This window comes from Loktanella salsilacus (assembly GCF_900114485.1).
Lineage (GTDB): Bacteria > Pseudomonadota > Alphaproteobacteria > Rhodobacterales > Rhodobacteraceae > Loktanella > Loktanella salsilacus.
Window position 1 is genome coordinate 86,012 of the sequence record NZ_FOTF01000004.1, and the last position, 25,991, is coordinate 112,002.

At 59.5% G+C, this 25,991-nt stretch carries 32 protein-coding genes; 13 read left to right on the top strand and 19 right to left on the bottom strand.

Annotation, left to right across the window (positions count from 1 at the left end; all coding sequences use genetic code 11):
* Window positions 1-77: 77 nt before the first annotated feature.
* Window positions 78-599, top strand: a complete 522-nt coding sequence (locus BM131_RS04480) for a PAS domain-containing protein (protein ID WP_090186217.1) — start codon at window positions 78-80, stop codon at window positions 597-599.
* Here BM131_RS04480 and BM131_RS04485 read toward each other — a convergent pair.
* From BM131_RS04485 to BM131_RS04560, 16 genes are all read right to left on the bottom strand, one after another.
* Window positions 596-1,327: a proteasome-type protease gene (locus BM131_RS04485; protein WP_090186220.1), complete on the bottom strand. Its 732-nt coding sequence runs from the start codon at window positions 1,325-1,327 to the stop codon at window positions 596-598. The two genes, BM131_RS04480 and BM131_RS04485, sit on opposite strands and share 4 nt — an antisense overlap.
* Window positions 1,328-1,357: 30 nt before the next feature.
* Window positions 1,358-2,155 (bottom strand): transglutaminase family protein, encoded by a 798-nt coding sequence (locus BM131_RS04490; RefSeq protein WP_090186223.1) that lies wholly within the window; start codon window positions 2,153-2,155, stop codon window positions 1,358-1,360.
* Between the two features lie 8 nt (window positions 2,156-2,163).
* Window positions 2,164-3,105, bottom strand: coding sequence for an alpha-E domain-containing protein (locus tag BM131_RS04495; RefSeq protein WP_090186227.1), 942 nt, complete (start codon window positions 3,103-3,105; stop codon window positions 2,164-2,166).
* 3 nt (window positions 3,106-3,108) lie between these two features.
* Window positions 3,109-4,536, bottom strand: coding sequence for a circularly permuted type 2 ATP-grasp protein (locus BM131_RS04500; protein WP_090186230.1), 1,428 nt, complete (start codon window positions 4,534-4,536; stop codon window positions 3,109-3,111).
* Between the two features lie 62 nt (window positions 4,537-4,598).
* A complete protein-coding gene (locus BM131_RS04505) occupies window positions 4,599-5,375 on the bottom strand; it encodes a transglutaminase-like domain-containing protein (protein WP_217646844.1) in 777 nt (258 codons plus the stop codon).
* 66 nt (window positions 5,376-5,441) lie between these two features.
* Window positions 5,442-6,062: an urease accessory protein UreG gene (ureG, locus tag BM131_RS04510; protein WP_090186233.1), complete on the bottom strand. Its 621-nt coding sequence runs from the start codon at window positions 6,060-6,062 to the stop codon at window positions 5,442-5,444.
* Window positions 6,059-6,694, bottom strand: coding sequence for an urease accessory protein UreF (locus BM131_RS04515; RefSeq protein ID WP_090186236.1), 636 nt, complete (start codon window positions 6,692-6,694; stop codon window positions 6,059-6,061). The genes ureG and BM131_RS04515 overlap by 4 nt, the downstream gene beginning before the upstream one ends.
* Window positions 6,684-7,133: an urease accessory protein UreE gene (locus BM131_RS04520; protein ID WP_090186238.1), complete on the bottom strand. Its 450-nt coding sequence runs from the start codon at window positions 7,131-7,133 to the stop codon at window positions 6,684-6,686. The genes BM131_RS04515 and BM131_RS04520 overlap by 11 nt, the downstream gene beginning before the upstream one ends.
* 28 nt (window positions 7,134-7,161) lie before the next feature.
* On the bottom strand, window positions 7,162-7,386 hold the full coding sequence (locus BM131_RS04525; protein ID WP_090186241.1) for a hypothetical protein: 225 nt from the start codon (window positions 7,384-7,386) through the stop codon (window positions 7,162-7,164).
* Between the two features lie 120 nt (window positions 7,387-7,506).
* Window positions 7,507-9,216, bottom strand: a complete 1,710-nt coding sequence (gene ureC / locus BM131_RS04530; RefSeq protein WP_090186245.1) for an urease subunit alpha — start codon at window positions 9,214-9,216, stop codon at window positions 7,507-7,509.
* 4 nt (window positions 9,217-9,220) lie between these two features.
* Window positions 9,221-9,538: a hypothetical protein gene (locus tag BM131_RS04535; protein ID WP_090186247.1), complete on the bottom strand. Its 318-nt coding sequence runs from the start codon at window positions 9,536-9,538 to the stop codon at window positions 9,221-9,223.
* Window position 9,539: 1 nt separating this feature from the next.
* On the bottom strand, window positions 9,540-9,845 hold the full coding sequence (locus tag BM131_RS04540) for an urease subunit beta (protein ID WP_090186250.1): 306 nt from the start codon (window positions 9,843-9,845) through the stop codon (window positions 9,540-9,542).
* Between the two features lie 42 nt (window positions 9,846-9,887).
* Window positions 9,888-10,190 carry an urease subunit gamma gene (locus BM131_RS04545; RefSeq protein WP_090186253.1) on the bottom strand — a complete coding sequence of 101 codons (303 nt, stop codon included), beginning with the start codon at window positions 10,188-10,190 and terminating at the stop codon, window positions 9,888-9,890.
* A gap of 1 nt (window position 10,191) precedes the next feature.
* On the bottom strand, window positions 10,192-11,016 hold the full coding sequence (locus tag BM131_RS04550; protein ID WP_090186625.1) for an urease accessory protein UreD: 825 nt from the start codon (window positions 11,014-11,016) through the stop codon (window positions 10,192-10,194).
* An 83-nt stretch (window positions 11,017-11,099) separates the two neighbouring features.
* Complete coding sequence (locus BM131_RS04555; protein WP_090186255.1) at window positions 11,100-13,190, bottom strand: TRAP transporter permease; 2,091 nt, start codon at window positions 13,188-13,190, stop codon at window positions 11,100-11,102.
* A 55-nt stretch (window positions 13,191-13,245) separates the two neighbouring features.
* A complete protein-coding gene (locus tag BM131_RS04560; protein ID WP_090186257.1) occupies window positions 13,246-14,256 on the bottom strand; it encodes a TAXI family TRAP transporter solute-binding subunit in 1,011 nt (336 codons plus the stop codon).
* A gap of 164 nt (window positions 14,257-14,420) precedes the next feature.
* On the opposite strand from BM131_RS04560, the gene BM131_RS04565 reads away from it, so the two are divergent.
* The 7 genes from BM131_RS04565 to BM131_RS04595 all read left to right on the top strand — a co-directional run bounded on the left by BM131_RS04565 (window position 14,421) and on the right by BM131_RS04595 (window position 20,910).
* Window positions 14,421-14,927, top strand: a complete 507-nt coding sequence (locus BM131_RS04565) for a copper chaperone PCu(A)C (protein WP_245754131.1) — start codon at window positions 14,421-14,423, stop codon at window positions 14,925-14,927.
* A gap of 189 nt (window positions 14,928-15,116) precedes the next feature.
* Window positions 15,117-15,569 (top strand): c-type cytochrome, encoded by a 453-nt coding sequence (locus BM131_RS04570; RefSeq protein WP_090186260.1) that lies wholly within the window; start codon window positions 15,117-15,119, stop codon window positions 15,567-15,569.
* Window positions 15,570-15,715: 146 nt separating this feature from the next.
* Window positions 15,716-16,198 (top strand): tryptophan-rich sensory protein TspO, encoded by a 483-nt coding sequence (gene tspO, locus BM131_RS04575; RefSeq protein ID WP_090186263.1) that lies wholly within the window; start codon window positions 15,716-15,718, stop codon window positions 16,196-16,198.
* A gap of 42 nt (window positions 16,199-16,240) precedes the next feature.
* Entirely contained in the window at window positions 16,241-18,040 is a 1,800-nt protein-coding gene (gene ade, locus BM131_RS04580) for an adenine deaminase (RefSeq protein WP_090186265.1), read from the top strand.
* On the top strand, window positions 18,037-19,512 hold the full coding sequence (locus tag BM131_RS04585) for an AMP nucleosidase (RefSeq protein WP_090186268.1): 1,476 nt from the start codon (window positions 18,037-18,039) through the stop codon (window positions 19,510-19,512). The genes ade and BM131_RS04585 overlap by 4 nt, the downstream gene beginning before the upstream one ends.
* A 135-nt stretch (window positions 19,513-19,647) precedes the next feature.
* Entirely contained in the window at window positions 19,648-19,938 is a 291-nt protein-coding gene (locus tag BM131_RS04590; protein WP_090186270.1) for an HU family DNA-binding protein, read from the top strand.
* A 66-nt stretch (window positions 19,939-20,004) separates the two neighbouring features.
* Window positions 20,005-20,910 (top strand): DMT family transporter, encoded by a 906-nt coding sequence (locus tag BM131_RS04595; RefSeq protein ID WP_090186273.1) that lies wholly within the window; start codon window positions 20,005-20,007, stop codon window positions 20,908-20,910.
* Window positions 20,911-21,063: 153 nt separating this feature from the next.
* On the opposite strand, the gene BM131_RS04600 is transcribed toward BM131_RS04595, so the two are convergent.
* On the bottom strand, window positions 21,064-21,441 hold the full coding sequence (locus tag BM131_RS04600; protein ID WP_090186276.1) for an ArsR/SmtB family transcription factor: 378 nt from the start codon (window positions 21,439-21,441) through the stop codon (window positions 21,064-21,066).
* 207 nt (window positions 21,442-21,648) lie between these two features.
* On the opposite strand from BM131_RS04600, the gene BM131_RS04605 reads away from it, so the two are divergent.
* The 5 genes from BM131_RS04605 (at window position 21,649) to BM131_RS04625 (ending at window position 24,310) form a co-directional block, all read left to right on the top strand.
* Window positions 21,649-22,005 carry an AtpZ/AtpI family protein gene (locus BM131_RS04605; protein ID WP_090186278.1) on the top strand — a complete coding sequence of 119 codons (357 nt, stop codon included), beginning with the start codon at window positions 21,649-21,651 and terminating at the stop codon, window positions 22,003-22,005.
* 73 nt (window positions 22,006-22,078) lie between these two features.
* Window positions 22,079-22,840, top strand: a complete 762-nt coding sequence (locus tag BM131_RS04610) for a F0F1 ATP synthase subunit A (RefSeq protein WP_090186631.1) — start codon at window positions 22,079-22,081, stop codon at window positions 22,838-22,840.
* Window positions 22,841-22,905: 65 nt separating this feature from the next.
* Entirely contained in the window at window positions 22,906-23,142 is a 237-nt protein-coding gene (locus BM131_RS04615; RefSeq protein ID WP_090186282.1) for a F0F1 ATP synthase subunit C, read from the top strand.
* Between the two features lie 85 nt (window positions 23,143-23,227).
* The gene (locus BM131_RS04620; protein ID WP_090186285.1) at window positions 23,228-23,749 is read left to right on the top strand and encodes a F0F1 ATP synthase subunit B'; all 522 of its coding nucleotides are present in this window, start codon (window positions 23,228-23,230) and stop codon (window positions 23,747-23,749) included.
* 3 nt (window positions 23,750-23,752) lie between these two features.
* Entirely contained in the window at window positions 23,753-24,310 is a 558-nt protein-coding gene (locus BM131_RS04625) for a F0F1 ATP synthase subunit B (RefSeq protein WP_090186289.1), read from the top strand.
* Between the two features lie 63 nt (window positions 24,311-24,373).
* Here BM131_RS04625 and BM131_RS04630 read toward each other — a convergent pair whose 3' ends face one another.
* Together BM131_RS04630 and BM131_RS04635 are read right to left on the bottom strand one after the other, a co-directional pair.
* A complete protein-coding gene (locus tag BM131_RS04630; RefSeq protein ID WP_090186292.1) occupies window positions 24,374-25,141 on the bottom strand; it encodes a FadR/GntR family transcriptional regulator in 768 nt (255 codons plus the stop codon).
* A gap of 111 nt (window positions 25,142-25,252) precedes the next feature.
* Entirely contained in the window at window positions 25,253-25,909 is a 657-nt protein-coding gene (locus tag BM131_RS04635) for a YiaD family glycine zipper/OmpA-like lipoprotein (RefSeq protein ID WP_372803695.1), read from the bottom strand.
* Window positions 25,910-25,991 lie beyond the last annotated feature (82 nt).

Genomic DNA, 25,991 nt, shown 5'->3' on the forward strand with positions numbered 1-25,991 from the left:
GTTCCGGTCGGGTGCATTCGTTAAGCTGGGTACATAAACCATAGAGGCGTTCGGTCTAGGGGCTTGGAAGTAACAACATGACGCAGCTGAATATGACCGAAGTCGCGAAGCGGCTGGATGGTGCCAACATCCCGCTGACGATTGCCGATGCAACACGTCCCGATATGCCGCTTTGCTACGTCAATCCCGCATTTTGTACCGCGACAGGCTATGATTCAGAGCAGGTTATCGGCAAGAACTGCCGGTTTTTGCAGGGCGATTTGGACAACGACACCGCTCGGCTAAAAATGCGCCGCGGGCTGGCGCAAAGAACCGGATTTCAGGTCGTGTTCCGCAACAAACGTGCCGATGGCAGCACGTTTGACAACCTTGTGATCATTGAGCCGCTGACAGATGCAGAAGGGGAACTGCTTTATGTCGTTGGATCGCAATTCGTCCTGAAGGACGGCATGCAGGCGGAACAGACGAACAGCGCTGGGCAAGGCATCGTGCGTGAAATCGACAAGCTGTTGCAGTTAAACGAACGCCTGCGCGCGACATCGCGACAGGCGCTGGCGCGGTCAATGGCCGCGTCCGTTAAACTGTGGCTGGAACGCTAAAGCTTATACGTCGGAAGAGATACGAAAGCTTCTTTTAACGCATCACCCCAGCCGCTGGAAATCTGATGATAGACCTCGTCGTCAGCTTCGACGCGGGCGCGTTTGTGGATTTCAAAAGCGTCTTTTTCGTACAGCACGATGTCAAACGGCAGACCGACAGACAGGTTCGATTTGACCGTTGAATCGAAGGACACCAGCAGCAGTTTGACGGTGTCTTCGAACGTCATCTCTGGGTCATAGGCGCGCACAAGGATTGGCTTGCCGTATTTCGTCTCTCCAATCTGAAAGAACGGAGTCTCTTCGGTCACTTCGACGAAGTTGCCTTCGGGATAGACCATAAAGATCGTCGGCACGCCGCCAGCGATCTGGCCGCCGACGATGACGGTCGCGCGGAAATTGCTGCCCGATGTGTCGCCCGTGGGGGACGAATAGGCGATGACCTCTTGCAAGGTCGCGCCGACCAGGCGGGCGACCTGAAACATTGTTGGTTCGCGCATGATGCTGGGGTCGCGGTCAGCGGCGGATTTTGACCGTTCTTCCAGCAGGGAAATCAGGGATTGCGTCGTCGCAAGGTTGCCGGCGGTCATGATCGTGATGACCCGCTCGCCCGGCGCTTCCCATGTAAACATCTTGCGGGTCATGGAAAAGTTGTCGACGCCAGCGTTGGTGCGGGTGTCGGACATGAAGACTAGGCCGCGGTTTAGACGCAGGCCAACGCAATAGGTCATGGGAATTCTCTGATTTAGGTTAAGTCGCTTCTACTGCTGGACTTGCAGCGTGACAATCAGCGATTCATCCCCGTCGCCCAAGCGCATCCCCTTAACCGGGGCCGCATCGCTTGCGTCGCACCCAATAGCCAAGCGGGCATAGCGTTCATCCGGGCTGATCCCGTTGGACACATCGAACCCCACCCAACCAAGCGTCGGCAGATGCACCTCTGCCCACGCATGGCTGGCGTCTTGATCAATCCGGTCGTCTAGTTTCAGATAGCCCGAGACATAGCGCGCAGGAAATCCGGCGTACCGTGCGACAGCGATCATGATATGCGCATGGTCTTGGCACACACCCGCGCCGCCCGTCAGTGCCTGATCGGCGGTGGTGTTGGTATAGGTCTGGCCGATCAGATAGGGCACAGCCGCCAAAATTTGGGCTGATAGTGCGTGGCAAGCCCCCAGCGTATCAGTGGCTGATTTCAGCGGACGGGCCAGTGCACGGATATCCTTGCTAGGTTTTGTCAGCGCCGTGTCCTGCATGAAATGCCACAACGGTGCAGCGCCATAAACCTTGCCCATCACGCCTGCACGGTCATGCGTGCGCACGGTTCCGCTGGCGGTGACGGTCAGTTCGGTCGCACCGCGGTCGGTGTTCACCAGATCGATGACGTTGCCGTGGTGGTCCTCGCAGGTCAGTTCGATCACGCCGCCATCGACGGTGACTGTCCAGTCCAGCACGGTTTGCATGATGTTCGACTGAGGCCGCAAATGCAGTCGCTGCAGCGCATAGCTGACGGGCGTGTCATAGGCGTAGCGGGTCGTGTGGGAAATATGCAGGTCCAAGGGGTATCCTAACCGTAGAACTTGTAATCACGCTCGATCATTTGGCCGAGGGCATAGTTGTCTTGAATGAAATTCGTGATGAATTCATGCAAACCCTCATCAAAGATCGAGGCGATGTCCCGCTCTTTCAGCTTTTTCAGCATCAGCTCGGCATGGTCATGGCAGGCGTGACGCTCGCCATATTCGTCGGCCAGATAGTTCAGGTTTTCGACGGTTGTTGCCATGGAAAACACCAGCGACCGGGGTAGGCGGCGATCAAGGATCAGGAACCGCGCGACGCCAGCGGCTGTCATCTCGTCCTCGTCCAGCCAGCGAAAGGCCCGGTGTGCGGATACGGACCGCAGGATGGTTTCCCACTGCACGTTATCTAAGGACGATCCGACAAAGCTGCTGGACGGCAGCAGGGTGTAATATTTTACGTCGATGATCCGCGCCGTGTTGTCAGCGCGTTCGATAAAGGTGCCGATGCGGGCAAAGTCGTAAATATCATTGCGCAGCATCGTGCCGTGCAACGCGCCGCGCACGATGGCGGATTGCTGGCGGATACTGTCCAGAACGCGGGGCAGTTCGGTTTCCTTGACCGGGCGCTTTAGCAGATCCTGAATCGTCATCCAGCTATCGTTAACGGCGGTCCAGACCTCTGACGTGAGCGCGGTGCGCACCAACCGCGCATTGTCGCGGGCCGATTTTGTCACCGAATAGACCGACGACATGTTGTCTTTGTCGCGCAGCAAATAGTCGATCACATCGGTGGCGTTAAAGGTGTCGTGCTTTTCGTGGTAGCGGGTCGCGACGCCTGCGGTGGTGGCAACGGATTCCCATTCGGTGCTCGCGTCAGTGGACCGGGTCAATGCAATGCGAAAGCCAGCCTCGACCAAGCGTGCGGTGTTTTCGGCGCGTTCCAGAAAGCGAAACATCCAGAACAGGCCGCCTGCGGTTTTTCCCAGCATAGTTTAGTCCTCCAGCACCCAAGTATCCTTGGTGCCGCCTCCTTGGCTGGAATTGACGACAAGCGATCCTTCGGTCAGCGCAACGCGCGTCAGGCCGCCGGGCGTGATGTCGACGCCATCAGGCGACACCAGCACGTAGGGGCGCAGGTCAACGTGGCGCGGAGCAAGGCCCTTTTTCACCATGATGGGCACAGTCGACAGCGACAGCGTGGGTTGAGCGATATAGTTGCTGGGCCGGGCGCGCAGCTTGTCAGCGAAATCAGCGAGCTCTTTTTTGCTGGCGGCGGGGCCGACTAACATGCCGTAACCGCCCGATCCGTGGACTTCTTTCACAACCAGCTCTGCCAGATTATCGAGCACGTATTTCAAGCTATCCTGCTCGCCGCAGCGGAACGTCTCGACGTTTTTCAGGATCGCTTTTTCACCGGTATAGAATTCAATGATATCGGGCATATAGCTATAGATCGCCTTGTCGTCGGCGACCCCCGTGCCCGGTGCATTGGCGATGGTGATATTGCCGGCGCGGTAGACGTCCATAATGCCCGGCACGCCCAGCATCGACTTGGGATTGAACGTCAGCGGGTCAAGGAATTCATCATCGACCCGGCGATACAGCACGTCAATTTGCTTGTAGCCGCGGGTCGTGCGCATGGCGATGTGCCCGTCCACAACGCGCAGGTCGTGGCCTTCGACCAGCTCTGCCCCCATCTGATCGGCGAGGAATGAATGTTCGTAATAAGCCGAGTTATAAATTCCCGGCGTCAGCACAGCGATCACCGGCTTGCCACCGCAGGACTTGGGCGCAGATGCCGCAAGAGAACGGCGCAGATTCTTCGGGTAATCGCTGACGGGCCGCACTTTGATGCGGCTGAACAACTCTGGGAACATCTGCAGCATCGTTTCGCGGTTTTCCAGCATATAGCTGACACCGGACGGCGTGCGTGCGTTGTCTTCTAGGACAAAGAAATCGTCTTCGCCGGTGCGGACAATATCGGTGCCGACGATATGCGTGTAAACGCCGCCGGGGGGCGAAAAGCCCATCATTTGCGGCAGGAACGCCTCGTTTCTGGCGATCAAATCTATCGGGATGCGGCCTGCCCGCAGAATTTCTTGGCGGTTGTAGATGTCGTGTAGGAACGCGTTGATGGCACGCACACGCTGTTCGATACCGCGTGACAGCTTCGTCCATTCGCGCCCCGAAATGATGCGCGGCACCAGATCGAACGGGATTAGCCGCTCTTCGGCGGCCATCTGCCCGTAGACGTTAAAGGTGATGCCGGTACGCCGAAAGAAGGCTTCGGCCTCTTTGGATTTCTTGGCAAGGCGGCCGGGATCTTGGCCGTCGAACCACGATTTATAATTGGCATAAGGCGGGCGCACCTGATCGTCGCCCATCCGCATTTCGTCAAAGTGATCTGGCTTTGTATTCATGTGACTGAAGCTAACGCTTTCCTAGGATACTGCAAATTATTCAGGCAGGTTCCGCGGAAAGGTCAACAGGTCACCACCGAAACTGTCTGCTCATTTAAGGTTGCCGCCCCAAAAGCGGTTAAAAAAGCGACATCCGCGGCGTCGCGGCCAACGCCTGCGATGATCATGCGATCAGGCGTCGTCATGCCTGTGGGATCGATTAAATGCCAGCCGCCGTTCAGGTAAACCTCTGCTACAGCATGAAAATCTGGCGGGGTGACATCTGGGCTATAGACACTGGCGATGCGTGCGGGGATCGCGCTGGATCGGCACATAGCGATTAAAAGATGGGCATAATCGCGGCAAACGCCGCGCCGGGCGTCAAATGTATCCTGCGCGGTGGTGTTGCCGTCGCTGCTTTCGCCATCATAGGTCAAATTATCGGTGATCCAACGCGACATCGCCAGCACACGCGGCCCGCCGCGCAGGTCGCCAAACGTGTCCGTCATGAACGCGCCAAAGCTGTCAGCCGTGCAATAACGCGACGCCATCAGGTATTTCACCGTTGGCGCGTTCAGCTGATACAGCGGCGTTTCTTTCAGGGATTTCAGTTGGGCAACCGGGCGATTGACGGTCACTTGCGCGGAATAGGTCAGCAGCAGATCACCGTTGGTTTCCAACCAGATACGATTGCCGATACCTTCTTCGGCGGGCATGTCGCGAAAGGACTTATAGGCCGCAATTTCTGTGTTTTCCCACGTCACCGTCTGGTTGAAATCCGTCATCGCGCGGATCTGCAACAGCAGGGTGCAAGGCTGAGGGATGCCATAGTTCAGGCGCACAGTGATCTGGCTGTCCAAGTAAATAATCCTGTCTGAAGGTGTCGTCGCAAAACCCGCCGTAACGCAGATTAGTTCCGTCCTATGTCACACCAAAGACAACCCGCCAAGGGCCGCAATGCGGGCGATGATGGGATCAATTCCCTGATCGTGGCGCAGGGCCGCAAAGCAAACCGTGCCATCGCCGCGCATGCGTGCTGCGTCGCGGGCCATGACGTCAAGCGATGCGCCGACATGCGGGGCTAGATCGGTTTTGTTAATCACCAAAATATCGGACCGGGTGATGGCGGGGCCACCTTTGCGTGGAATCTCCTCTCCTGCGGCGACGTCGATGACATAGATCGTCAGGTCGGCAAGTTCGGGACTAAAGGTTGCGGAAAGATTGTCGCCGCCGCTCTCAATCAGGACGACGTCCAGATCGGGATGGCGGCTGCGCATTTCAGCGACGGCGGCCAGATTGATACTGGCATCCTCGCGGATGGCGGTATGCGGGCAGCCACCGGTTTCCACGCCGATGATCCTGTCCATGGGCAGGATTTGCATCCGCATCAGCGCCTCGGCGTCCTCTTGCGTATAGATATCGTTGGTGATCACGCCGATGGACAGTTGGTCCTTCAGCCGCACTGCCAGCTTGGCCGTCAGCGTTGTTTTGCCCGCGCCAACAGGTCCGCCAATACCAATGCGCAGTGGCCCGTGAGGAGAGGTCATGACCGGAATATCCTTGGTTGAAGTGTCTCGTGCTGCATGGCGGCGATGTCCGCCAGAAACGCGCTGCCGCCCAGATCGTCAATGCTTTGCGTCAGCGCCGCTTGCGCCAGCGATAGGCATAGCGGCGTTTGATCCGCGACAATCCGTTGCGCCTGAGTTTGCCCCAATGGCATGCAGCGCTGCGCCGCTGAAATCAGCCCGGCGGTGAACGCATGCAGGTACGCCGAAAGCGTCACATCTAGGGCGATCCCCTGCATCCGGGCCGCACGGCCGACGGCAACCGGCAAGCACATGGGCCGCAGGTCCAGCCCCCAAACGGCATTTACCGTGGTGCAAAACGCCTCGCCCTGTGCTGTCGTTTCCAGCAGCCGTTCGCGGGATGGCGCAAGCGCGCGGGCGAGTGCGTCAATCTGTTGCGCATCGTCGCTGCGATACGCCTCTGCCAACAGGATGGCGTCGTTGCGGCCTGTTCCATGCGTGAGCACTGTGGCAATCCAGTCCTGCAGGCCCGCTGCATCGCGCAACCGCCCATCCGCGACTGCCATTTCCAACCCGTGCGAATAGCTAAACGTACCCAGCGGAAAACCGGGCGAGAGCCATTGCATCAGCGTTAGTAGTCCCTCAGTGGGCATGCGGCATCGTCCGGCCGTGGCCATAAGCGCCGCCTTCAGGGGTGAAGGGTGCGTCGATTTCGGCAACATCCGCGCCCAGATGATCGCGCAACATGTGACCAATGACCGGATCGCGCAGGATCAGCAGGTGGTCGCCTGCAAACTGACAGGGCATGTGGCGATTGCCGATATGCCATGCCATCCGCACCAAATCGCCAGCGACGCGGTAAAGCGGCTCTGCGGCAGCTTTGATGCGAATAAACCGACCGTCGTTCAGCGCCAGCAGATCACCGTCATTTAGGGATGTTGTGTGTTCCAAATCGACCAGAACCGCGGTGCCACCATCGCAGGTTAGCACTTTGCGCCGCATCAACCTCGCATCGTAGGTCAGCGCGCAGGTGTCGAACACCTGCGCGCTGTGATTGTCAGTGACAATGTTATGAACGATCAGCTGCGTCATGCGCGGCCCCCGTTCGCCAGATCAAAGATCAGACGTAGAACAGGTCGCGAAAGACGTGTTGCACGATACGGTCGCGCTTGATGCCCAGTTTGGACAGCTCTTCGTCTGTTTTTGCTTCCAGATTGTTGATCTGGTCCATCCGCGAACGGCGCTCCATATAGGCATTCATGCCCTGGCCGATCGAAGCGAAGAAAGCGTCCACTTTTTCGCGGATTGCTGCGGTGCGCGGTGCGCTGAGTGTTTGCGTAGCCATTGGAAACCTTGTCTGCGGCAATCGCCGCTAAAGTATGAATCAGGTCTCCTCCCCTGCCAGACAACATAGGGATGCTGCGGCGCAGCACAATTGCGTTTTCTGCAACCCCGATGCCCACCATCAGAATAGAAAGTATCGCTGGGCCATCGGCAGAACCTCGGCGGGTTGGCATGTCAGTAGCTCTCCGTCGGCGCGGACCTCGTATGTTTCGGGGTCCACATCGATCTGGGGCAGGGCGTCATTCAAGATCAGATCGCGCTTGCCGATGTTGCGGGTGTTCTTGACGGCGACAGTCTGCTTTGCCAGCCCAAGGCTGTCACGGATGCCTGCATCCTGTGCTGCTGCGCTGACGAAACTAACGCTGCCATGCCGAAGTGAGCTGCCATACGCCCCGAACATCGGGCGCGAATAAACAGGCTGCGGCGTTGGGATGCTGGCATTCGGATCGCCCATCTGTGCCACGACTATCGTGCCGCCCAGCAGCACCATTTCCGGCTTCACGCCAAAGAATGCGGGGCTCCACAATACCAGATCGGCGCGCTTACCCTCTGTGATGGATCCCACCTCGTGGCTGACGCCATGGGCAATCGCCGGGTTGATCGTATATTTCGCAATATAGCGGCGGACGCGAAAGTTGTCGTTGTCGCCGGTTTCCTCGGCCAAGCGCCCGCGCTGTTTCTTCATCTTGTCCGCGGTCTGCCATGTGCGGATGAGCACCTCACCGACCCTGCCCATCGCCTGACTGTCGGACGCGATGATCGAAAACGCGCCCATATCGTGCAAAATATCCTCTGCGGCAATCGTCTCGCGGCGGATGCGGGATTCGGCAAAGGCGACGTCTTCGGGGATCGATTTGTCCAGATGGTGGCACACCATCAGCATATCGAGGTGCTCTTCGATGGTGTTCACGGTGAAGGGCCGCGTCGGGTTGGTGGACGACGGCAGAACAAACTCTTCGCCGCAAATCTTGATGATATCCGGGGCATGACCGCCGCCAGCGCCTTCAGTGTGGAACGCGTGGATCGTGCGGCCTTTCATGGCCTTCACGGTATGCTCCACAAAGCCGCTCTCGTTCAACGTGTCGGTGTGGATCATCACCTGCACGTCCATGTCGTCTGCGACAGACAGGCAGCAATCGATGGCCGCAGGTGTGGTGCCCCAATCCTCGTGCAGCTTTAGACTGCAAGCGCCAGCTTTGACCATCTCGATCAAAGCGTCCGGCTGGCTGGCGTTGCCCTTGCCCGCAAGGCCGATGTTCATTGGGATGCCGTCAAAGGCCTGCAGCATCCGCCCGATATGCCAAGGACCCGGCGTACAGGTCGTGGCCAACGTGCCATGGGCAGGCCCCGTGCCGCCGCCAAAACAGGTGGTGACGCCTGAATGCAGCGAATCTTCCATCTGCTGCGGCGCGATAAAGTGGATGTGCGAATCAAACCCGCCAGCGGTTAAAATGCGGCCCTCGCCGGCGATAATCTCTGTCCCCGGTCCGATAATAATATCAACGCCGCTTTGCGTGTCAGGATTGCCCGCCTTGCCGATCTTGTGAATGCGGCCATCCTTCAGCGCGACATCCGCCTTCCAGATCCCAGCATGATCAACGATCAGCGCATTGGTGATGACCGTATCCACAGCCCCGCCCGCCCGCGTGACCTGAGACTGCCCCATCCCGTCGCGGATCACCTTGCCGCCACCGAACTTCACCTCTTCGCCGTAGGTGGTCAGATCGCGTTCGACCTCAATGATCAAATCAGTGTCCGCCAGACGCACCTTGTCGCCCGTCGTTGGGCCAAAGGTGGCGGCATAATTCGCGCGGGAAATCAGGGCTGGCATAGGCTCACTTCATCAACGTTGGGCCGCGCTTGCCAAGGCGTTTGGCATTGGCGCGGGTTTTCTGGCGCAAGGGCTTTACGGCGGCATTCATGATCTCGTCCGGGCGCTTGCCCGTCATCGCCGCCAGCGTGGCACTTTGCATCGATTTGGTGATCGCTTCGGTCTTCTCGGACACCATGCGGTCGTTTTCATCGGAGGTGACGGACCACAGCCCGCCCCAGCCCATCATGCGCATGGCGATGACGCTCTGCGCTTCGGCCAGCATCATGCCGACCTCCATCTGTGTTTTAAATAATTCAAGCGGGGTCGCATTCCGGGCCATGTCACAACTCTCCCATGACGGCTGCATTGAACCCATAGATATGCCGCCGCCCGCCGATTGCGATCAGTTTCACTTCGCGGCGCTGACCCGGCTCGAACCGCACGGCAGAGCCGGGCGGGATATCCAGCCGCATCCCGCGCGCCGCAGCCCGGTCAAAATCCAAACCCGGATTGGTCTCTGCAAAATGGTAGTGGCTGCCAACTTGCACCGGCCGGTCGCCCGTATTGGCGACCATCAGCGTCAGCGCCTCAGAGCCCGCGTTCAGCTCGATATCACCCTCTGCCGTCATCACTTCACCGGGGATCATTGCGATACCTCTTCTCATCATCTTGCTAAAAATACTCAAAATTCAACGGATCGGTTCGTGAACCGTCACCAGCTTGGTGCCGTCTGGAAACGTCGCCTCGACCTGCACCTCGGGCAGCATCTCTGCGATACCCTCCATGCACTGATCACGGGTAATCACCTGCGCGCCGGCTTCCATCATATCGGCAACGGACCGCCCGTCGCGGGCGCCTTCGACGACGGTATCTGTAATCAGCGCAATCGCTTCGGGGTAATTCAGCTTTACCCCCCGCGATAGCCGCTTGCGCGCGACCTCGGCCGCCATAGCGATCAGCAGTTTGTCTTTTTCACGGGGTGTCAGTTGCATATCAAAGCGTCCAAGTCGGGGGCAGGGGGCCGCGCAAGGCGGTCAAAACGGGGATCAGCGCGCGGCGTAGATCGTGGCTGTCTGCGGCCAGAACGCGCGCGAATAGGACGCCGTCCCGGATCAGGCTGACACCAGCATTGGCGGGCATCAATGCGCGCAGGGTATTCAGCCGTGCCTCGGCATCGGGGGCCACATAGGTCACGCTGGCAAGGCAATTCGCCGGGCCGCCGCACCAAGCCGCAGCCATCTGGTCAGAAATCGCGCCATCCAGCGCGATGGCATCAGCAAAGATTAAATCGCCGCCGCGTGTGATGCGGACGTCGTCCTTTGCAAAACCTGCTTCAATCCGCTCGCCCATCAGGGCACGGCCAAGCACAAGCGTTTCGACACCTAGGAAAATAGCGTCATTGGCCATATCAACAGTCAGCCTGCGCCGCAGGCGGCAGCGATCAAACAGGATGGTTTCCTGCGGCAGCCAGTCCAGCCGTGCGCCGGGGGCAAGGGCCGCTTCCGTCGTCATGCGGGCGGTCTGACCGGGCTGGGCTTTGTAAATCCGCTCTGCCGTTTGAGTGGTCAGGGTCAGGTGACTACCCTGTGCGACCTGCGCGGCAATGGAAAAGCGGTCGCCTCCAGTCACGCCGCCTGCGGTGTTCAGCGTCACGGCCAGCAGATCGCCACCCGCGTGGCGCGGGAACAGCGCCTTGGACGCGCCGGATTGGCGCAGCGTGTCCAGCCGGTTACCTGCCTTCACGCCAATGCGCAGCACACCCTGCGCGCGGGGCGTCAGGTGATGCGGGTCATCATGCAAGGGCGCGGCAAGTGTCATGGCCCAACCCTGCGCAAATTTCTCGGGCAGAGGCAACAGAACAGCCCTTCGTCACGGGCCATTCTTGTGCGATTGCCTGAAAATTAGGCGATAACCGCGCGGCGTTCCCCGCGCATGTTCAGCGCAAGCAGTCCTGCGACCACGGCCAAACCGACCAGATTGACCGACAGATGGTGCGGCCAAAGGCAGGCAATACCCGCCGCTAACGCCACAACCCGCAACGGCCAGCCGAGGGGGCGTTCCATACAGCCCTGCAGCGCCGCCGCGACGGCGTAGATGCCAAAGACCGCAAATCCGAAAACGGTCACGACCGCCCCCCAGTCGCGTGACAGCAAGGGCGTATAGGCGAACAGGACCGGCACGATGTACAGGCCCTTGGCGAGCTTCCAACTGGCAAAGCCTGTCGCCATCGCCGGGGCCTTGGCGATCGCAGCGGCGGTAAATGCCGCAAGTGCAACGGGCGGCGTCACGTTACTGTCTTGGGACAGCCAAAAGATGATCATATGCGCTGACAGTAGGGCCAGCGTCGCAGCCTCTGCCGGGACCGTCAGGTCGCGCAGGGGGCTTGCGACCTCTAGCGGCAAGGACGCGACCAGCGCCGCAGCCTCGGGCCGCGCCATGGGGGCCATGATCGCTTGCATCGCCTCTGGTGCGCCCAGCATCAGGACGGCGCGGGCGGTGTCGGGCAGCTGACCCAGGACCAGCGCGTCCACGACAAAGCGGTCTGCGATCATACCTGCCAATGCGGGAGCCGACAGCGTCGCCAGCACGATATAGGCCGCCGTCACCGGCAGACCCATGCCAAGGATTAATGACGCCAGCGCGATCAGGACGATGGCCACCAGAATGTTGCCGCCAGCCCAATCCGAGATCATCAAGCTAAAGGTATTGCCGATCCCCGCAGTCGCGATCACGTTCACGATCAAGCCGACAGCGCACAGCAGCACGGCGGTCAAGATCATACCCTTTGCGCCCATCGACAGCGCCTCGACCACAGCCTTTGGGCCCATGGGATTGCGGGTTAGCCAGCTGGAGGCGATGACCGCGACGATGCCGTAAACGGCGGCATAGGTTGGCGTATAGCCCGCGACCAGCATCCCGATCAGCAGGCCGATGGGCAGCACGAAACTCGCCCCGCCATTGCGGAAGGCGGAACCAAGGGTTTGGCCGGTGTTTTCCATTGGTGGCAGGTTTTGACGCTTCGCCTCGATCCGCACAAAGAACGCGACGGATAAGAAGTACAGCAGGGCGGGCAGGGCAGCGGCCGCGACGATACGCTCGTAAGGGATCTGGGTGAAGGCAGCCATGACAAAGGCACCGGCCCCCATAATGGGCGGCATCAGCTGACCGCCAGTGCTGGCCGCGGCCTCGACCCCGCCGGCAAACTTGGGACTAAAGCCTGCCTTTTTCATCAAAGGGATCGTGATGACGCCAGTGCTGGCCGTATTGGCAACGGCAGAGCCGCTGATCGTGCCAGTCAGTCCGCTGGCAATGACAGCAACAATACCCGGCCCGCCGACCATCTTGCCTGCGACAGCGCGCGCCAAATCAATGACGAAATCGCCCGCACCCGACCGCAGCAGGAAGGCACCGAAGATGATGAACAAAAACACATAGGTCGACGAAATCCGCGCAATCGACCCGAACATCGCGTCATCGCCATAGATAGAGCGGAAGGCGACAGTCTCGACACTCAGCCCCGGAAACCGGAAGACGCCGCCGACAAACTGACCCCACCACGCGATGTAGGTCAGGGCAAGGATGATCAGAACGGGGATGATCCAGCCGGTCAGCCGCCGCGTCAACTCTATCGCGCCGCCGACGCAGACAGCGATGGCGATCCAGTCGGGCGTCGACAGCTTTACCCCGCGGTCATAAATCGCGTTTTCCGCTGTGGCGAGCCAGATGGCGGAGGCGGCAACAGCAAGCCCAAGGATCAGATCAAAGATCCGCACCAGTCGGCTGTCGCGCGCTGTGCCCGCAAGAGGGTAATAGATGCATGCCAGCAGGGCAAAGACCGCAAAGTGCAGCGCATTGCGCGTCAGTTCTGACACCACCGGATACAGCGCGATATAAAGGTGTGCCACGGATATGGCCGCGCAGAATACGGTCAGCCCACGCGCCCACGCGCCATCAATGCGCCGCAGTGCGGCGTTTTCGGTATCATCCGACATGCAAATTCCCCTTTGCGCAGAGTCCCCGGCCCGGATGAGGGCCGGGGGATTGGTGCTATTTCGCGATCAGACGGTCAGGGACGTTGACCCCGGCCTCTTGGAAATAACGCAGCGCACCGGGGTGCAGCGGCAGGGGCAAGCCCGCAATTGCGGCCTCTAGGCTCATGGCCTGCGTGGCCGGGTGGATTGCCTGCAGGAAGGGCAGGTTTTCATAGATCGCTTTGGTGATCTGATAGACGTTTTCCTCTGACACGCTGGCGTCCACGGCCAAAAAGTTCGGCTGTGCGACGGTCGTGACGTCCTCTGACTGGCCAGAGTAGGTGTTGGCCGGCACGGTATAGGCGGTCCAAAGCTCGCGTCCGGCGTCAGCCGCCGCACGCTCTTCGTCGGTGAAGGACAGCAGACGCACGCTGTCACCGGCGGATGCGAAAAGCTGGCTTAGCGCGCCAACGGGCACGCCCGCGGGGGTGCTGATGCCTTTGACCTGACCGTTCTGCAACGCCTCTGCTGCGGGACCATAGCCGCCATAGACAAGGGTGTAATCGGTTTCAGCATTGACGCCGAGCCCGTCCAGAAGGGCCGTGTTCGACCCCAAAGTGCCGGAGTTCTGCGCGCCAAGGGCGACGCTTTCACCCTTGAGCGCCACGAAATCTGCCATGGTGCCGGTGGCTGCTGCATCAGCGCTAACGACGAAATGTTCCACGTTCTGCCACAGCATCGAAACAGAGCGCAGGTTGTCTTGCGGTCCCACGTCGGCCAGCGGGCCGGTGCCGGATGCTGCGAAGTAGCCGTACAGACCTTGCAGGATGCCGAACTGCGCCTCTCCTTCGCGCAGCAGGCGGATGTTTTCACCCGACCCGGCGCTGCTGATGGCGGACATGCCGATGCCTTGGCTTGGTTGCAGCTTAACCTTGACCAGTGTCGAAAGTGCGACGCCGACGGGATAATAGGTGCCGCCAGTGGATGCTGTGGCGAGGATGTAATCCGCCTCTTGGGCGTGCAGCGGTGCGGCTGCTGATATACTTAGCGCCAAGGCGGCCAGCGCGGTGCGTCCAGTGTAGTTCATTGTATTCCTCCCGGTTTTCGTCTGTTCCGTCCGGTCTATGCCGGGCTAGGGGGAAACTATGGCAGACCAAAACGGATACGCCTACGGCAAATTTCCGCACGGGTCACGAAACTGCGGCCATTCGCCCCTTTCACGCAGGCAGCAGACTGCATAGGTCAGTGACGATGACCGATACGAAGGATCCCACCATGACGTCTTTGACCCGCCTGATGATTGCGCTGTCCGTGGCCATTTTGCCCGGCTTTGCGATGGGCCACGACTATAAGGTTGGCGATTTGCATGTCGAACACCCCTTTGCCCGCGCGACGCCAAAGACGGCGATGACCGGGGCTGGCTATCTGACGATCCTGAATTCCGGCACCGAAGACGACACCCTTGTCGCGATAGAGGCTGATTACCCCCGCGTGATGATGCACGACAGTGCCACCGTCGACGGTATCGCGACGATGACCCAGATGGACGGCGTGACGATCCCAGCTGGCGGCACCGTCAGCTTTGCGCCCGGCGGGCTGCATGTCATGTTTATGGGCCTGAATGGCGATCCATTGGAAGCCGGCGAAAGCGTTCCTGCGACGCTTGTGTTTGAAAAGGCCGGCCGCCTTGATGTTGTTTTCAAGGTCGAGGATTCGGACAATATCGCCGCTGATAACGACGCCCACGCCGATCACTAAGGCGTCATGTCGCATGGGCGCGACCAAAGGCGCAGTTGTGCGGCCAATCATACTAGGGCAATGTCCGTTGCACCCCGGCGCGATGTCCGCGCCTATCAGGCGAATGATCTGGACGCCGTGGCGCAGGACGCTAAATCAAGCTTAGACCTGCGCAGATACATTTGAATTCCACCTCGAAGGAAGAACACGATGAAACTTACAACTCTTGCATTGGCGATGACGACCTTCGCCGCGCCCGCTTTTGCTGAAAGCCACATGGCTGCCCCCACCGGCGACGTTGCTGGCGGTGAAGAGCAGTTCAACCGTCAGTGCGTCGCTTGTCACGTTGTGCAAGACCCCGTGTCGGGCGAAGTGCTGGCTGGCCGTAACGCCAAGGTTGGCCCGAACCTGTATGGTCTTGCTGGCCACATGCCGGCCAGCGTCGAAGGCTTTAACTATGGCGACGCTCTGGTTGCTTACGGTGAAATCGGTACGGCTTGGGACGAGGAAAGCTTTGTCGGCTACGTCCAGAACCCAACCGCTTTCCTGCGCGAGGCGCTGGACGACAAGCGCGCCCGCAGCAAAATGGCCTATCAGGTGCGTGATGCGGGCCAAGCGGCTGACCTTTACGCCTATCTGGCAAGCTTTGGTCCTGCCAACTAATCGGCACGTCGGTTAGCGATTTACGGGGCCGCCGCGGGAAACTGCGGCGGCCTTTTCCTTTGCCCAATGATCTACGTTAGCGTGCAGCTTGGCGCGGACCCGTATCAGCCCTAGGTTATGCGTGAAGCTTTAAGAAAGGCACTTTCATGTCCATCACCTTGTTCGCGATTTTTCTGGCCGCCACGGTCGCCGCTGGCGCAACCGGGATGCTGTTTCCGACAGGTGCATGGTACAAGAGCCTGCAAAAGCCAGCTTGGACGCCACCGAACTGGGCCTTTCCCGTGATGTGGACGACGATTTATCTGCTGATCGCCTTTGCTGGCGCACGCGTTGCGCCGCTAGAGGGCAATACCTTTGCCATGGCGTTTTGGGCGCTGCAAATCGCCCTGAATACGCTGTGGACGCCGGTGTTCTTTGGTGCGCGGCGGATTAAGGGCGCTCTGGTGATTATCGTGGCACTGTGGCTGGCGATCTTGGGCGCGACGATTACGCACTTTCAGCTTGATCTGTGGGCAGGCCTTGCCTTTGTGCCTTATCTGGTCTGGGTCACTATCGCGACGGCGCTGAATTTGTCGATCCTGCGACTTAATCCCGGTCAGAAACCGCTGGAATTGCACAAACTACCCTAGGCCGGGGTTGAAGCGGGGCGGGCTTTGGTGTCACGTTTCGCCATGTCACATCATATTCCCACTTGGGCTGAAACTGCCCCCCGCCTTGTTGCCGTCGCCGCGGGTCGCGACGCAGCCGATCTGGTCGTTCGCAACGTCCATCTGGTCAACGTCCAGTCCCGAGAGGTTCTTGAGGGTTGGCAGGTTGCCGTCGCTGATGGCCGCTTTGCCTATGTTGGTCCTGACGCCAGCCATTGCATTGGCGGCGCGACCGAAGTGATTGACGGCGCTGGGCGTTATCTGATCCCCGGTTTGTGCGACGGGCATATGCATATTGAAAGCGGCATGCTGACGCCCGCCGAATTTGCTGCTGCTGTGATCCCGCATGGCACGACAACCATGTTCACCGACCCGCACGAGATTGCGAATGTGTTGGGGCTGAACGGTGTGCGGATGATGCATGACGAGGCGTTGATGCAGCCCGTGAACATCTTTACCCAGATGCCGTCCTGCGCGCCCTCTGCCCCCGGCTTGGAAACCACAGGGTATGAGATCACGGCAGAAGACGTCGCTCAGGCGATGTCTTGGCCGGGTATCGTTGGCTTGGGCGAAATGATGAACTTTCCCGGTGTCATCAATGGCGATCCGCAAATGTTGGCGGAAATGGCGGCGACGATGAACGCGGGCAAGACTGTCGGCGGCCACTACGCGAGCCCCGACAAGGGTATCCCGTTCCATGCCTATGCCGCTGGCGGCGCCGCCGATGACCACGAAGGCACCGCTGAATCCGACGCCATCGCCCGCGTGCGGCAAGGCATGCGCAGCATGATGCGGCTGGGGTCGGCTTGGTATGATGTCGAAAGCCAGATCACGGCGGTGACAGAACGCGGCCTTGATCCGCGCAACTTCATCCTGTGCACCGACGATTGCATGGCGGGAACGCTGGTGAATGACGGGCACATGAACCGCGTTGTGCGCCACGCCATTGCCTGCGGCTGCGATCCGGTCATCGCGCTGCAAATGGCAACGATCAATACCGCGACGCATTTCGGGCTGGAACGCGAGCTTGGCTCTATCGCGCCGGGGCGGCGGGCTGACATGATCCTGACATCCGACTTGGTCACACTGCCGATCGAACATGTAATCGCGCGGGGGCGGACAGTGGCCATAGATCGCAAGATTACAGTCGATTGTCCGCATTATGACTGGCCAAGGGCCGCGCGGCAGACGGTGCATCTGGGCAAGGTGCTAGGTGCCGCGGATTTCGCGATCCCGGCCCCCCAAGGGGCGAATGCTGTCACCGCCAAGGTCATCGGCGTTGTGGAAAATCAGGCGCCAACCAAGTCGCTGAAATTCGAACTCCCCGTCACCGAAGGCCGCGTTCAGGCGACAGGCGAAGTCTGCCAGATCGCGCTGGTTGAGCGGCACCGGGGCACCGGCGGCGTGACAAACGGCTTTGTCTCGGGCTTTGGCTATACCGGGGACATGGCCATCGCGTCGACCGTGGCACATGACAGTCACCACATGATTGTGGTCGGCACGGACGCGGATTGCATGGCAAAGGCTGCGAACCGGCTTGGCGAAGTGGGCGGCGGCATCACGGTGTGGAAAGATGGCGTCGAAATCGCGCTGGTCGAACTGCCCATCGCTGGCCTGATGTCTGATCGCCCTGCGGCAATGGTCGCAGCCGCGGCGGACGCCATGGTCGCCGCGATGGCCGACTGCGGCTGCACGCTGAACAACGCCTATATGCAACACTCCTTGCTAGCGCTGGTCGTGATTCCAGAATTGCGGATCAGCGATCTAGGGCTCGTCGACGTGACCAAATTTGAACTGACACCGCTATTCGAGGGCCAGCCATGACCGAAATCCGCCATTTGCGCTGCCCTGATGTGGCAGCCCCCGAAACCTTTGATGATGCCGCCGCTGCTGTGGTGCGCCTGTGCGAGCTTTATGAGGCCGCCACCGGTTTCCTGTCTCGGCATTTCCAAGAGGTGCTCCGCAGCGGTCAATCCGACGTCAGTTATCGCGCCTACTATCCCGAAATTCGCCTAACCACGACCAGCTTTGCCCCGACAGACAGCCGCCTGTCCTTTGGCCATGTGCCGCAGCCGGGGACTTATTCGACGACAGTGACGCGGCCTGATCTGTTCCGGCATTATCTGGAACAGCAGATTGGCCTGCTGATGCAGAACCACCGCGTGCCCGTGACGATTGGTGTGTCCACGACGCCAATGCCCGTGCATTTTGCTGTTGCGAACGACGCGAGCGTCACGGTGCCGCAAGAGGGTGCCGCAGATTTCCATCTGCGCGACATCTTTGACGTGCCGGACCTGTCCACGACCCATGATGACATCGTGAATGGGAATGGGTTCCTTTATCCCGACGGTGCCGCGCCTTTGGCGCCCTTTACCGCGCAGCGCGTTGATTATTCGCTGGCGCGCCTGTCGCACTACACCGCCACCAACGCCGAGCATTTTCAGAACCACGTTCTGTTTACCAACTACCAGTTCTATATTGAGGAGTTCGAAGCCTTTGCCCGTCTGATGCTGGCAGACCCGGACAGCGGCTATACGGCCTTTGTCGGACCAGGCAATCAGATCATCACGGACGCGGATGCGCCAATGCAGACCCCGGCAAAGCTGCCGCAGATGCCGACCTATCATTTGAAGCGGAAGCACGGTGCAGGGATCACGCTGGTGAACATCGGCGTCGGCCCGTCGAACGCCAAAACCGCAACCGACCATATCGCCGTCCTGCGTCCGCACGCTTGGCTGATGGTCGGGCATTGCGCGGGTCTGCGCAATTCGCAGCGGCTGGGGGATTTTGTGCTGGCCCACGCCTATCTGCGCGAAGATCACGTGCTGGATGATGACCTGCCGGTCTGGGTGCCGATCCCGGCGCTGGCGGAAATCCAGATCGCCCTAGAAGACGCGGTCGAGGCTGTGACCCAGCTGGAGGGTTACGAGCTAAAGCGCATCATGCGCACCGGCACCGTTGCCACCATCGACAACCGCAACTGGGAACTGCGCGACCATTCCGGCCCGGTGCAGCGCCTGTCGCAGTCCCGCGCTGTGGGGCTAGATATGGAAAGCGCGACCATCGCCGCCAACGGCTTTCGGTTCCGCGTGCCCTATGGCACATTACTTTGCGTCAGCGATAAGCCCCTGCACGGAGAGCTGAAACTGCCCGGCATGGCGTCGGATTTCTATCGCAGTCAGGTCGCAAATCACCTGATGATTGGCATCCGGGCGATGGAAACACTGCGCGAAATGCCACTTGAACGCATTCACAGTCGCAAATTGCGTAGCTTTGAAGAGACAGCTTTCCTCTGAACCCCACGAAATAAGCGTTTTTTTGTAAATTTGCGCTTGCACGAGGCAGCAAACCGTTGTGGTGTCCCACAACATAACGTTTAAACGCGACCAACCGGCCCCATAGGCGGGGATCATTTAAGGGAGATACGATCAATGGCAACGAAACCGATGACCAAGGCAGCACTTGTCGCAGCGCTGGCTGAAAAGACCGACATGGACAAAAAGTCCGCCGGTGCCGCTTTGGACGCCGTCGTCGCGATCATCACTGAAGAAGTGTCCGGCGGCGGTGCCGTTACGCTTCCCGGCGTTGGCAAAATTTATTGCCGCGAGCGTCCAGAGCGGATGGTTCGTAACCCCGCCACGGGCGAGCAGATGAAGAAAGACGCCGACAAGGTTGTCAAAATGACGATCGCCAAAGCGCTGAAGGACAGCGTGAACGGCTGATCTTGCATCTTGCAGGAATAAACGAAAGGGTCGCCCTCGGGCGGCCCTTTTTGCGTTTGAGGTGATATGGATTTCAAGTCTCTTTTCATGGGCTTCGCTTTTGCCGCGATGTGGTCCTCTGCCTTCACCTCGGCGCGGATTATCGTGCAATACGCGCCGCCGCTGACGGCGCTGTCGCTGCGGTTTCTGATTTCAGGTTTGCTGGGCTGCGCGATTGCTTGGGCGCTGGGCCAGTCGTTTCGCCTGACAAAGCGGCAATGGACCGGGGTCGTGATCTTTGGCCTGTGCCAGAATGCGCTGTATCTGGGCCTGAACTTTGTCGCGATGCAGACCGTACAGGCGTCACTGGCGGCGATCATCGCGTCGACCATGCCGCTGCTTGTGGCGATCGCAGGATGGTTGCTGTTTGGCACGCGCGTGCGCCCACTCGGCATCGCGGGGCTGGCTGCGGGCGTTATAGGCGTGGTCCTGATTATGGGCGCGCGGTTGTCGGGGGGCACCGATGTGCTGGGGCTGATCCTGCTGATCGTGGGCGTCTTTTCCCTGACCGCGGCAACCTTGGCCGTGATGGGCGCGTCGTCTGGCGGCAATGTGCTGGCGATTGTCGGGCTGCAACTGCTGGTGGGGGCCATCTTGACCGCGATCCCCGCTGTCATCTTTGAACCCTTTGTCGTGGACTGGAATTGGACGCTGATCGCTGCGTTCTTTTATACAACGCTGATCCCTGGGCTTGCGGCGACATGGGTTTGGTTTTTGCTGGTCGGCCGGATCGGTGCCGTGCGCGCCAGTACGTTCCACTTCTTGAACCCCTTCCTTGGGGTCGTGATTGCTGCCGGGTTTCTGGGTGAACAAATCGGCCCGCTTGATGTCGTAGGTGTCATCATCATCGCGGCAGGCATTCTGGCGGTACAGCTAAGCAAGCAACCAACTGCGCTTGCGACCAGTGACACAGCTAACAACCGATTAAACTAATACAGATCGGTAGGGAACTTTGCTCACGGATGCGTGTTTGCTCACAGATAATATAAGGAACACCCCATGCGCAGCATCATCTACATCATTGGCCTCGTCGTCGTCGTCTTGGCCGTCCTGAGCCTGTTTGGTCTTCGGTAAACCCGTTTTCTTTTACGAGTATGGGCCGTCCTGATCATCTGATCGGACGGCCTTTTTTACGTCTGGACCCGTTTGCAGTTGCTGGTCCAAAAACGCCTCGAAGGCATCAAGGTCGATCCCGCCAATTTGGCCAAACCCCTGCATCCACACCGCGGCAGAGCGCAGAGCGTCCGGTTCCAGCTTGCACCATTTGACCCGGCCCCGCTTTTCCTGAGAGATCAGACCAGCAGCAGACAGCACCCCCAAGTGTTTCGAGATCGCAGCAAGCGACATCTGGAATGGCTCTGCCACATCGGTGACGGCCATATCGTCCTCTAGCAGCATCGCCAGAATGGCGCGGCGCGTTGGGTCGGCCAGTGCGGCAAAGGTTGTGTCCAGATCTTGTGTCATGCGGCCATTAGGGGCGCGTTGCGGTAATCGTCAACCGATTGGTTGAATTTGATATATGCGGAAATAGGGGTGTTTGGCGGTCGACTTGCCGAATCTCTGTTCAGGATAAGTCATGTTTTTCAGGCGTTTGGGGCAATATACCCCTGCCTTGACTCGCAGCCCCACGCCGCTTAGACGAAGCCAAGTAATTTACGGGACATTTACCGCGTGTCAGACAGCCCGGACCCAGCCGACCATGCCACTCGCCTTCAGGCGTTAGAGGCGAAATTGGCGGCCCGGCGCACAGTCGCGCAGGATAATGGTCAAACCGACGGTCACTACCAAGGGCAGCTTGCCTGGCGGATGGTGATCGAGCTTGTCGCCGGTCTTGGGATCGGTTTTGGCATCGGATACAGTTTGGATCGGTTCTTTGGAACTCTTCCGCTTTTTCTGGTGCTGTTCGTTTTGTTGGGTCTGGCCGCTGGTATCAAAACCATGATCAGGTCTGCCGACGAAGTGCAGAAGAAACAACTGGCGGGCCAAGAGGGGCCGACTGCCAAGAACGAGGGTGACACACGTGGCTAGTCATACGGCAACCGAGACGACCGAAGCAGCGACCCACGGCGCAGAAGCGACTGCGGCCCACGGCGGCGACGCAGTGGCACAGGGTGCCGATGCAGCGCATGACGCTGGCGGCCTGGTGTTTCACCCGCTGGACCAGTTCATTGTTAAGCCATTGTTTGGTGACGGCGCTGTGCATTGGTACACCCCGACGAACGTAACGCTGTGGTTGGCGCTGGCCGTCCTTTGCGTTGTCCTGCTGTTCGTTGTCGGTTCCCGTGGCCGCGCCACGATCCCGAGCCGCGTTCAGTCGGTCGGCGAATTGTTCTACGGCTTCACACACAAGATGGTCGAAGATGTCTGCGGCAAAGAGGGTCTGAAGTATTTCCCTTATGTCATGACACTGTTTGTCTTCATCCTGTTCGCCAACTTCCTTGGCTTGCTGCCAATGTCCTTTGCCACCACCAGCCACATCGCTGTGACAGCGGTTCTTGGTTTCGGCGTGTTCTTCGGTGTGACCATCCTGGGTTTCGTTCTGAACGGCCCGTCTTTCCTGAAGCTGTTCTGGATGTCCGAGGCACCGCTGTTCCTGCGCCCAATCATCGCCGTGATCGAGCTGATTTCCTACTTCGTGCGCCCCGTGAGCCACTCTGTCCGTCTGGCCGGTAACATCACCGCTGGTCACGCCGTCATGAAGGTTTTCGCCGCATTCGCTGGCCTCGCGATCGTCAGCCCTGTGTCGATCCTCGCGATCACAGCCATCTATGGCCTCGAGGTCCTTGTGGCCGGTATTCAGGCCTACGTCTTTGCCATTCTGACTTGTGTGTACCTCAAGGATGCACTGCACCCGGCTCACTGAGCCAAGGACCACAAGTAAGTCTACGAACCACCAACGCAATTCCACCATCGTAAGGAGATAAGATTATGGAAGGCGATATCGCAAGCATGGGTCAATTCCTCGGTGCCGGCCTCGCAGGCATCGGTACTGGTCTGGCCGCTCTGGGTGTTGGCAACGTTGCCGGCAACTACCTGGCTGGCGCACTGCGCAACCCTTCGGCCGCTGCTTCGCAAACTGCGACGCTGTTCATCGGCCTGGCCTTCGCAGAAGCACTGGGGATCTTCTCGTTCCTCATCGCTCTGCTGCTGATGTTCGCAGCCTAATACGCTGAACAACATCCTTACGACTTTCCGGCGCGGGGCAACCCTCGCGTCGGATCGTTGAAACCAACGGTAACCGGGGACACAGATGGCTACTGCAGACGTCGCACAAGAAGTCGAAGCGGGCATGCCGCAGCTTGATTTCTCGACTTTTCCGAACCAGATTTTCTGGCTTCTGATCGCGCTAGTCGTGATCTATCTGGTCCTGTCCCGGATCGCCCTTCCGCGCATTAGCGGTGTGTTGGCGGAACGGTCGGGCACCATTTCAAATGATCTTGCTGCCGCAGAAGACTTTAAACTGCGCGCAACAGAGGCTGAAGCGGTCTATGAAAAGGCCCTTGCTGACGCCCGTACAGAATCAAACCGTATCGGTGACGAAGCCCGCGCAGTTGCGCAGGCTGACCTGGACGCAGCATTGGCCGAGGCCGATGCAAAGATTGCGACCCAGACCGCTGCGGCAGAGGCGAATATCGCCGAAATCCGTGCCAGTGCGACTGACAACGTCGCCATCGTGGCAAAGGACGTCGCGCAAGCGCTCGTCGCTGCCATGGGCACAAACGCCGATCAGGTCGCAATCGACGCGGCTGTCGCAAACCGGATGAAAGGGTAAACCATGCGTTATCTGATGATCCCATTGTTCACGGTTCTGGCGTCCCCCGCCATGGCTGCGACGGGTCCCTTCTTTTCGCTGCGGAACACGAACTTCATCGTTTTGCTGGCGTTCATCCTGTTCATCGCGATCCTGATGTACATGAAAATTCCGGCGAAGATTGGTGCGATGCTCGATGCGCGCGCTGATGGTATTCGGTCTGACCTGGACGAAGCCCGTGCTCTGCGTGAAGAAGCACAGACGCTGCTGGCCTCGTACGAGCGTAAGCAAAAAGAAGTGCAAGAGCAGGCTGACCGCATCGTCGCCAACGCCCGCACCGAAGCAGTGCGTTCTGCGCAAGAGTCTAAGGACGACATCGCTGCATCCATCGCCCGCCGTCTGGCAAGCGCTGAAGAGCAGCTGGAAAGCGCCCGCGCTGCCGCTGTCAAGGACGTGCAGAACCGTGCTGTGACTGTCGCTGTCGCTGCCGCGAAGGACGTGATTGCCAGTAACATGGACGCTGCCCGCGCCAACGCGCTGATCGACGAGTCGATCGCCACGGTGAAGGCAAAGATGCACTAAGCTGCGTCTGACCAACTTAGTAAAAAGCCCCGGCCGCAAATAGCGCCGGGGCTTTTTTCGTTTCTAGCGTTGGCGTTCGATATCTAGACGCTTGCGGGCGAAGCCTTCGTTCTGAATCGCTGTTTGCTGATCCTCTAGCGCGTGCTGCACGTAGTCCAAATGCGCATTGATCGCAGCCTGCGCGCCTGCCGCATCGCGGTTTTGGATCGCGACGTTGATGGCACGGTGCTGCCCAACCAGATCGCCGCGCGTTAAACGCTGCTGGAACATAACAGCCCGGTTATAAAACACGCCCTGCCGCAGCAGATCATACATCGACCGCATCATATGCAGCAGGATGATGTTGTGGCTCGCCTCGATGATGGCGAGGTGGAAATCGGCGTCCAGCTGCGCCTCGTCCGTGGGGTCAGCTTTGCGATGGGCCGCTTCCATTTTCTTGAAAATCGTATCGATGACGGCAAGATCCGTATCGGTGCCATGCTTGGTGGCGCGAACGGCGGCCAGCCCCTCCATGTCGCGGCGAAAACTGATGGTGTCGAACAAGGCGACCGGGTGATCGGCGAACAAATCAATCAGCGCCGGGGCAAAGGCGCTGCCCAGCACGTCAGCAACGTAGACACCCGCCCCAGCCCGTGCCGTAAGCAAGCCACGATGCTGCAGGTCAGCCAGCGCCTCGCGCAGGGACGGGCGCGACACCTCCATCCGCTCGCTTAGCTCGCGCTCTGACGGCAGGCGCTGACCGGGGCGCAGTATGCCGCGCAGGATCAGATCCTCGATCTGGCGGGCGATGCCGATAGATAGCTTCTCCTGAGTAACACGCTCGAACGGCATAACATTCCCTGACCTAAGGTGGTCAGGATATATAACCAATTTCGCGATGTCACATACAAAAAGGGCCACCCCGAAGGGCAGCCCGATGTGTCGTCACGGCAAAAGCGTGGTTTAGTTCGGCGTGATGACGATATCGACGCGGCGGTTCTGCGCGCGGCCTTCGGCGGTCAGGTTCGTTGCGACGGGCTGGTCTTCACCGCGGCCGATGGACCGGATACGTGCGTTGGACACACCGTAGTTGGCCAGAACAGCGGACACGGCCTGCGCGCGGCGCTGGGACAGATCAAAGTTGAACGCTGCATCGCCCACATCGTCGGTGTGACCAATCACGTTGACGGTGGAGTTCGGGTACTGCCGCAGCGAATTGGCCAGTGTCGCCAAGTTGCCTTGCGCCGCACCGGAAACAGAGGTGGAGTTCGTGGCGAACAGGATATCCTGTGGCAGGGTCACGGTCAGGTTCTGGCCGTTGTTCACGATGCCGACGTTGCCGCCCAACTGGTTGCGCAGTTCCTGCTCTTGCTTGTCCATTTGGTTGCCGACAGTTGCGCCAGCAGCGGCACCTAAGGATGCACCGATCAGGCCGTTGCGGATACGCTCACTCTTGTCGTCGCCAGTAGCAGCGCCAACCAAGGCACCCAGGCCCGCGCCAATGGCAGCACCTTGGCCGGTCATAACGTTGTCATTTGGGCCGCCGGTGCCAGCGCAGGCTGTCGTCAGGGCCAGTGCGGCGGTTGCGAGTGTCAGGTTCAAACGGGTCATGGTGATCATGCGAATCTCTTTCATTAATGCCCCGGTCTTCCGGGTATGGTGATTGGGCTTATATGCCGCAATCATCCACGCTATCCAATAA

What these genes read in the sequence shown, in the direction of transcription:
- BM131_RS04480 (WP_090186217.1), top strand. Translation starts at nt 78, where the DNA reads ATGACGCAGCTGAATATGACCGAAGTCGCGAAGCGGCTGGATGGTGCC.
- BM131_RS04485 (WP_090186220.1), bottom strand. Translation starts at nt 1,327, where the DNA reads ATGACCTATTGCGTTGGCCTGCGTCTAAACCGCGGCCTAGTCTTCATG.
- BM131_RS04495 (WP_090186227.1), bottom strand. Translation starts at nt 3,105, where the DNA reads ATGCTGGGAAAAACCGCAGGCGGCCTGTTCTGGATGTTTCGCTTTCTG.
- BM131_RS04500 (WP_090186230.1), bottom strand. Translation starts at nt 4,536, where the DNA reads ATGAATACAAAGCCAGATCACTTTGACGAAATGCGGATGGGCGACGAT.
- ureG (WP_090186233.1), bottom strand. Translation starts at nt 6,062, where the DNA reads ATGACCTCTCCTCACGGGCCACTGCGCATTGGTATTGGCGGACCTGTT.
- BM131_RS04515 (WP_090186236.1), bottom strand. Translation starts at nt 6,694, where the DNA reads ATGCCCACTGAGGGACTACTAACGCTGATGCAATGGCTCTCGCCCGGT.
- BM131_RS04520 (WP_090186238.1), bottom strand. Translation starts at nt 7,133, where the DNA reads ATGACGCAGCTGATCGTTCATAACATTGTCACTGACAATCACAGCGCG.
- BM131_RS04525 (WP_090186241.1), bottom strand. Translation starts at nt 7,386, where the DNA reads ATGGCTACGCAAACACTCAGCGCACCGCGCACCGCAGCAATCCGCGAA.
- ureC (WP_090186245.1), bottom strand. Translation starts at nt 9,216, where the DNA reads ATGCCAGCCCTGATTTCCCGCGCGAATTATGCCGCCACCTTTGGCCCA.
- BM131_RS04535 (WP_090186247.1), bottom strand. Translation starts at nt 9,538, where the DNA reads ATGGCCCGGAATGCGACCCCGCTTGAATTATTTAAAACACAGATGGAG.
- BM131_RS04540 (WP_090186250.1), bottom strand. Translation starts at nt 9,845, where the DNA reads ATGATCCCCGGTGAAGTGATGACGGCAGAGGGTGATATCGAGCTGAAC.
- BM131_RS04545 (WP_090186253.1), bottom strand. Translation starts at nt 10,190, where the DNA reads ATGCAACTGACACCCCGTGAAAAAGACAAACTGCTGATCGCTATGGCG.
- BM131_RS04550 (WP_090186625.1), bottom strand. Translation starts at nt 11,016, where the DNA reads ATGACACTTGCCGCGCCCTTGCATGATGACCCGCATCACCTGACGCCC.
- BM131_RS04555 (WP_090186255.1), bottom strand. Translation starts at nt 13,190, where the DNA reads ATGTCGGATGATACCGAAAACGCCGCACTGCGGCGCATTGATGGCGCG.
- BM131_RS04560 (WP_090186257.1), bottom strand. Translation starts at nt 14,256, where the DNA reads ATGAACTACACTGGACGCACCGCGCTGGCCGCCTTGGCGCTAAGTATA.
- BM131_RS04565 (WP_245754131.1), top strand. Translation starts at nt 14,421, where the DNA reads ATGACCGATACGAAGGATCCCACCATGACGTCTTTGACCCGCCTGATG.
- BM131_RS04570 (WP_090186260.1), top strand. Translation starts at nt 15,117, where the DNA reads ATGAAACTTACAACTCTTGCATTGGCGATGACGACCTTCGCCGCGCCC.
- tspO (WP_090186263.1), top strand. Translation starts at nt 15,716, where the DNA reads ATGTCCATCACCTTGTTCGCGATTTTTCTGGCCGCCACGGTCGCCGCT.
- ade (WP_090186265.1), top strand. Translation starts at nt 16,241, where the DNA reads ATGTCACATCATATTCCCACTTGGGCTGAAACTGCCCCCCGCCTTGTT.
- BM131_RS04585 (WP_090186268.1), top strand. Translation starts at nt 18,037, where the DNA reads ATGACCGAAATCCGCCATTTGCGCTGCCCTGATGTGGCAGCCCCCGAA.
- BM131_RS04590 (WP_090186270.1), top strand. Translation starts at nt 19,648, where the DNA reads ATGGCAACGAAACCGATGACCAAGGCAGCACTTGTCGCAGCGCTGGCT.
- BM131_RS04595 (WP_090186273.1), top strand. Translation starts at nt 20,005, where the DNA reads ATGGATTTCAAGTCTCTTTTCATGGGCTTCGCTTTTGCCGCGATGTGG.
- BM131_RS04600 (WP_090186276.1), bottom strand. Translation starts at nt 21,441, where the DNA reads ATGACACAAGATCTGGACACAACCTTTGCCGCACTGGCCGACCCAACG.
- BM131_RS04615 (WP_090186282.1), top strand. Translation starts at nt 22,906, where the DNA reads ATGGAAGGCGATATCGCAAGCATGGGTCAATTCCTCGGTGCCGGCCTC.
- BM131_RS04620 (WP_090186285.1), top strand. Translation starts at nt 23,228, where the DNA reads ATGGCTACTGCAGACGTCGCACAAGAAGTCGAAGCGGGCATGCCGCAG.
- BM131_RS04625 (WP_090186289.1), top strand. Translation starts at nt 23,753, where the DNA reads ATGCGTTATCTGATGATCCCATTGTTCACGGTTCTGGCGTCCCCCGCC.
- BM131_RS04630 (WP_090186292.1), bottom strand. Translation starts at nt 25,141, where the DNA reads ATGCCGTTCGAGCGTGTTACTCAGGAGAAGCTATCTATCGGCATCGCC.
- BM131_RS04635 (WP_372803695.1), bottom strand. Translation starts at nt 25,909, where the DNA reads ATGATCACCATGACCCGTTTGAACCTGACACTCGCAACCGCCGCACTG.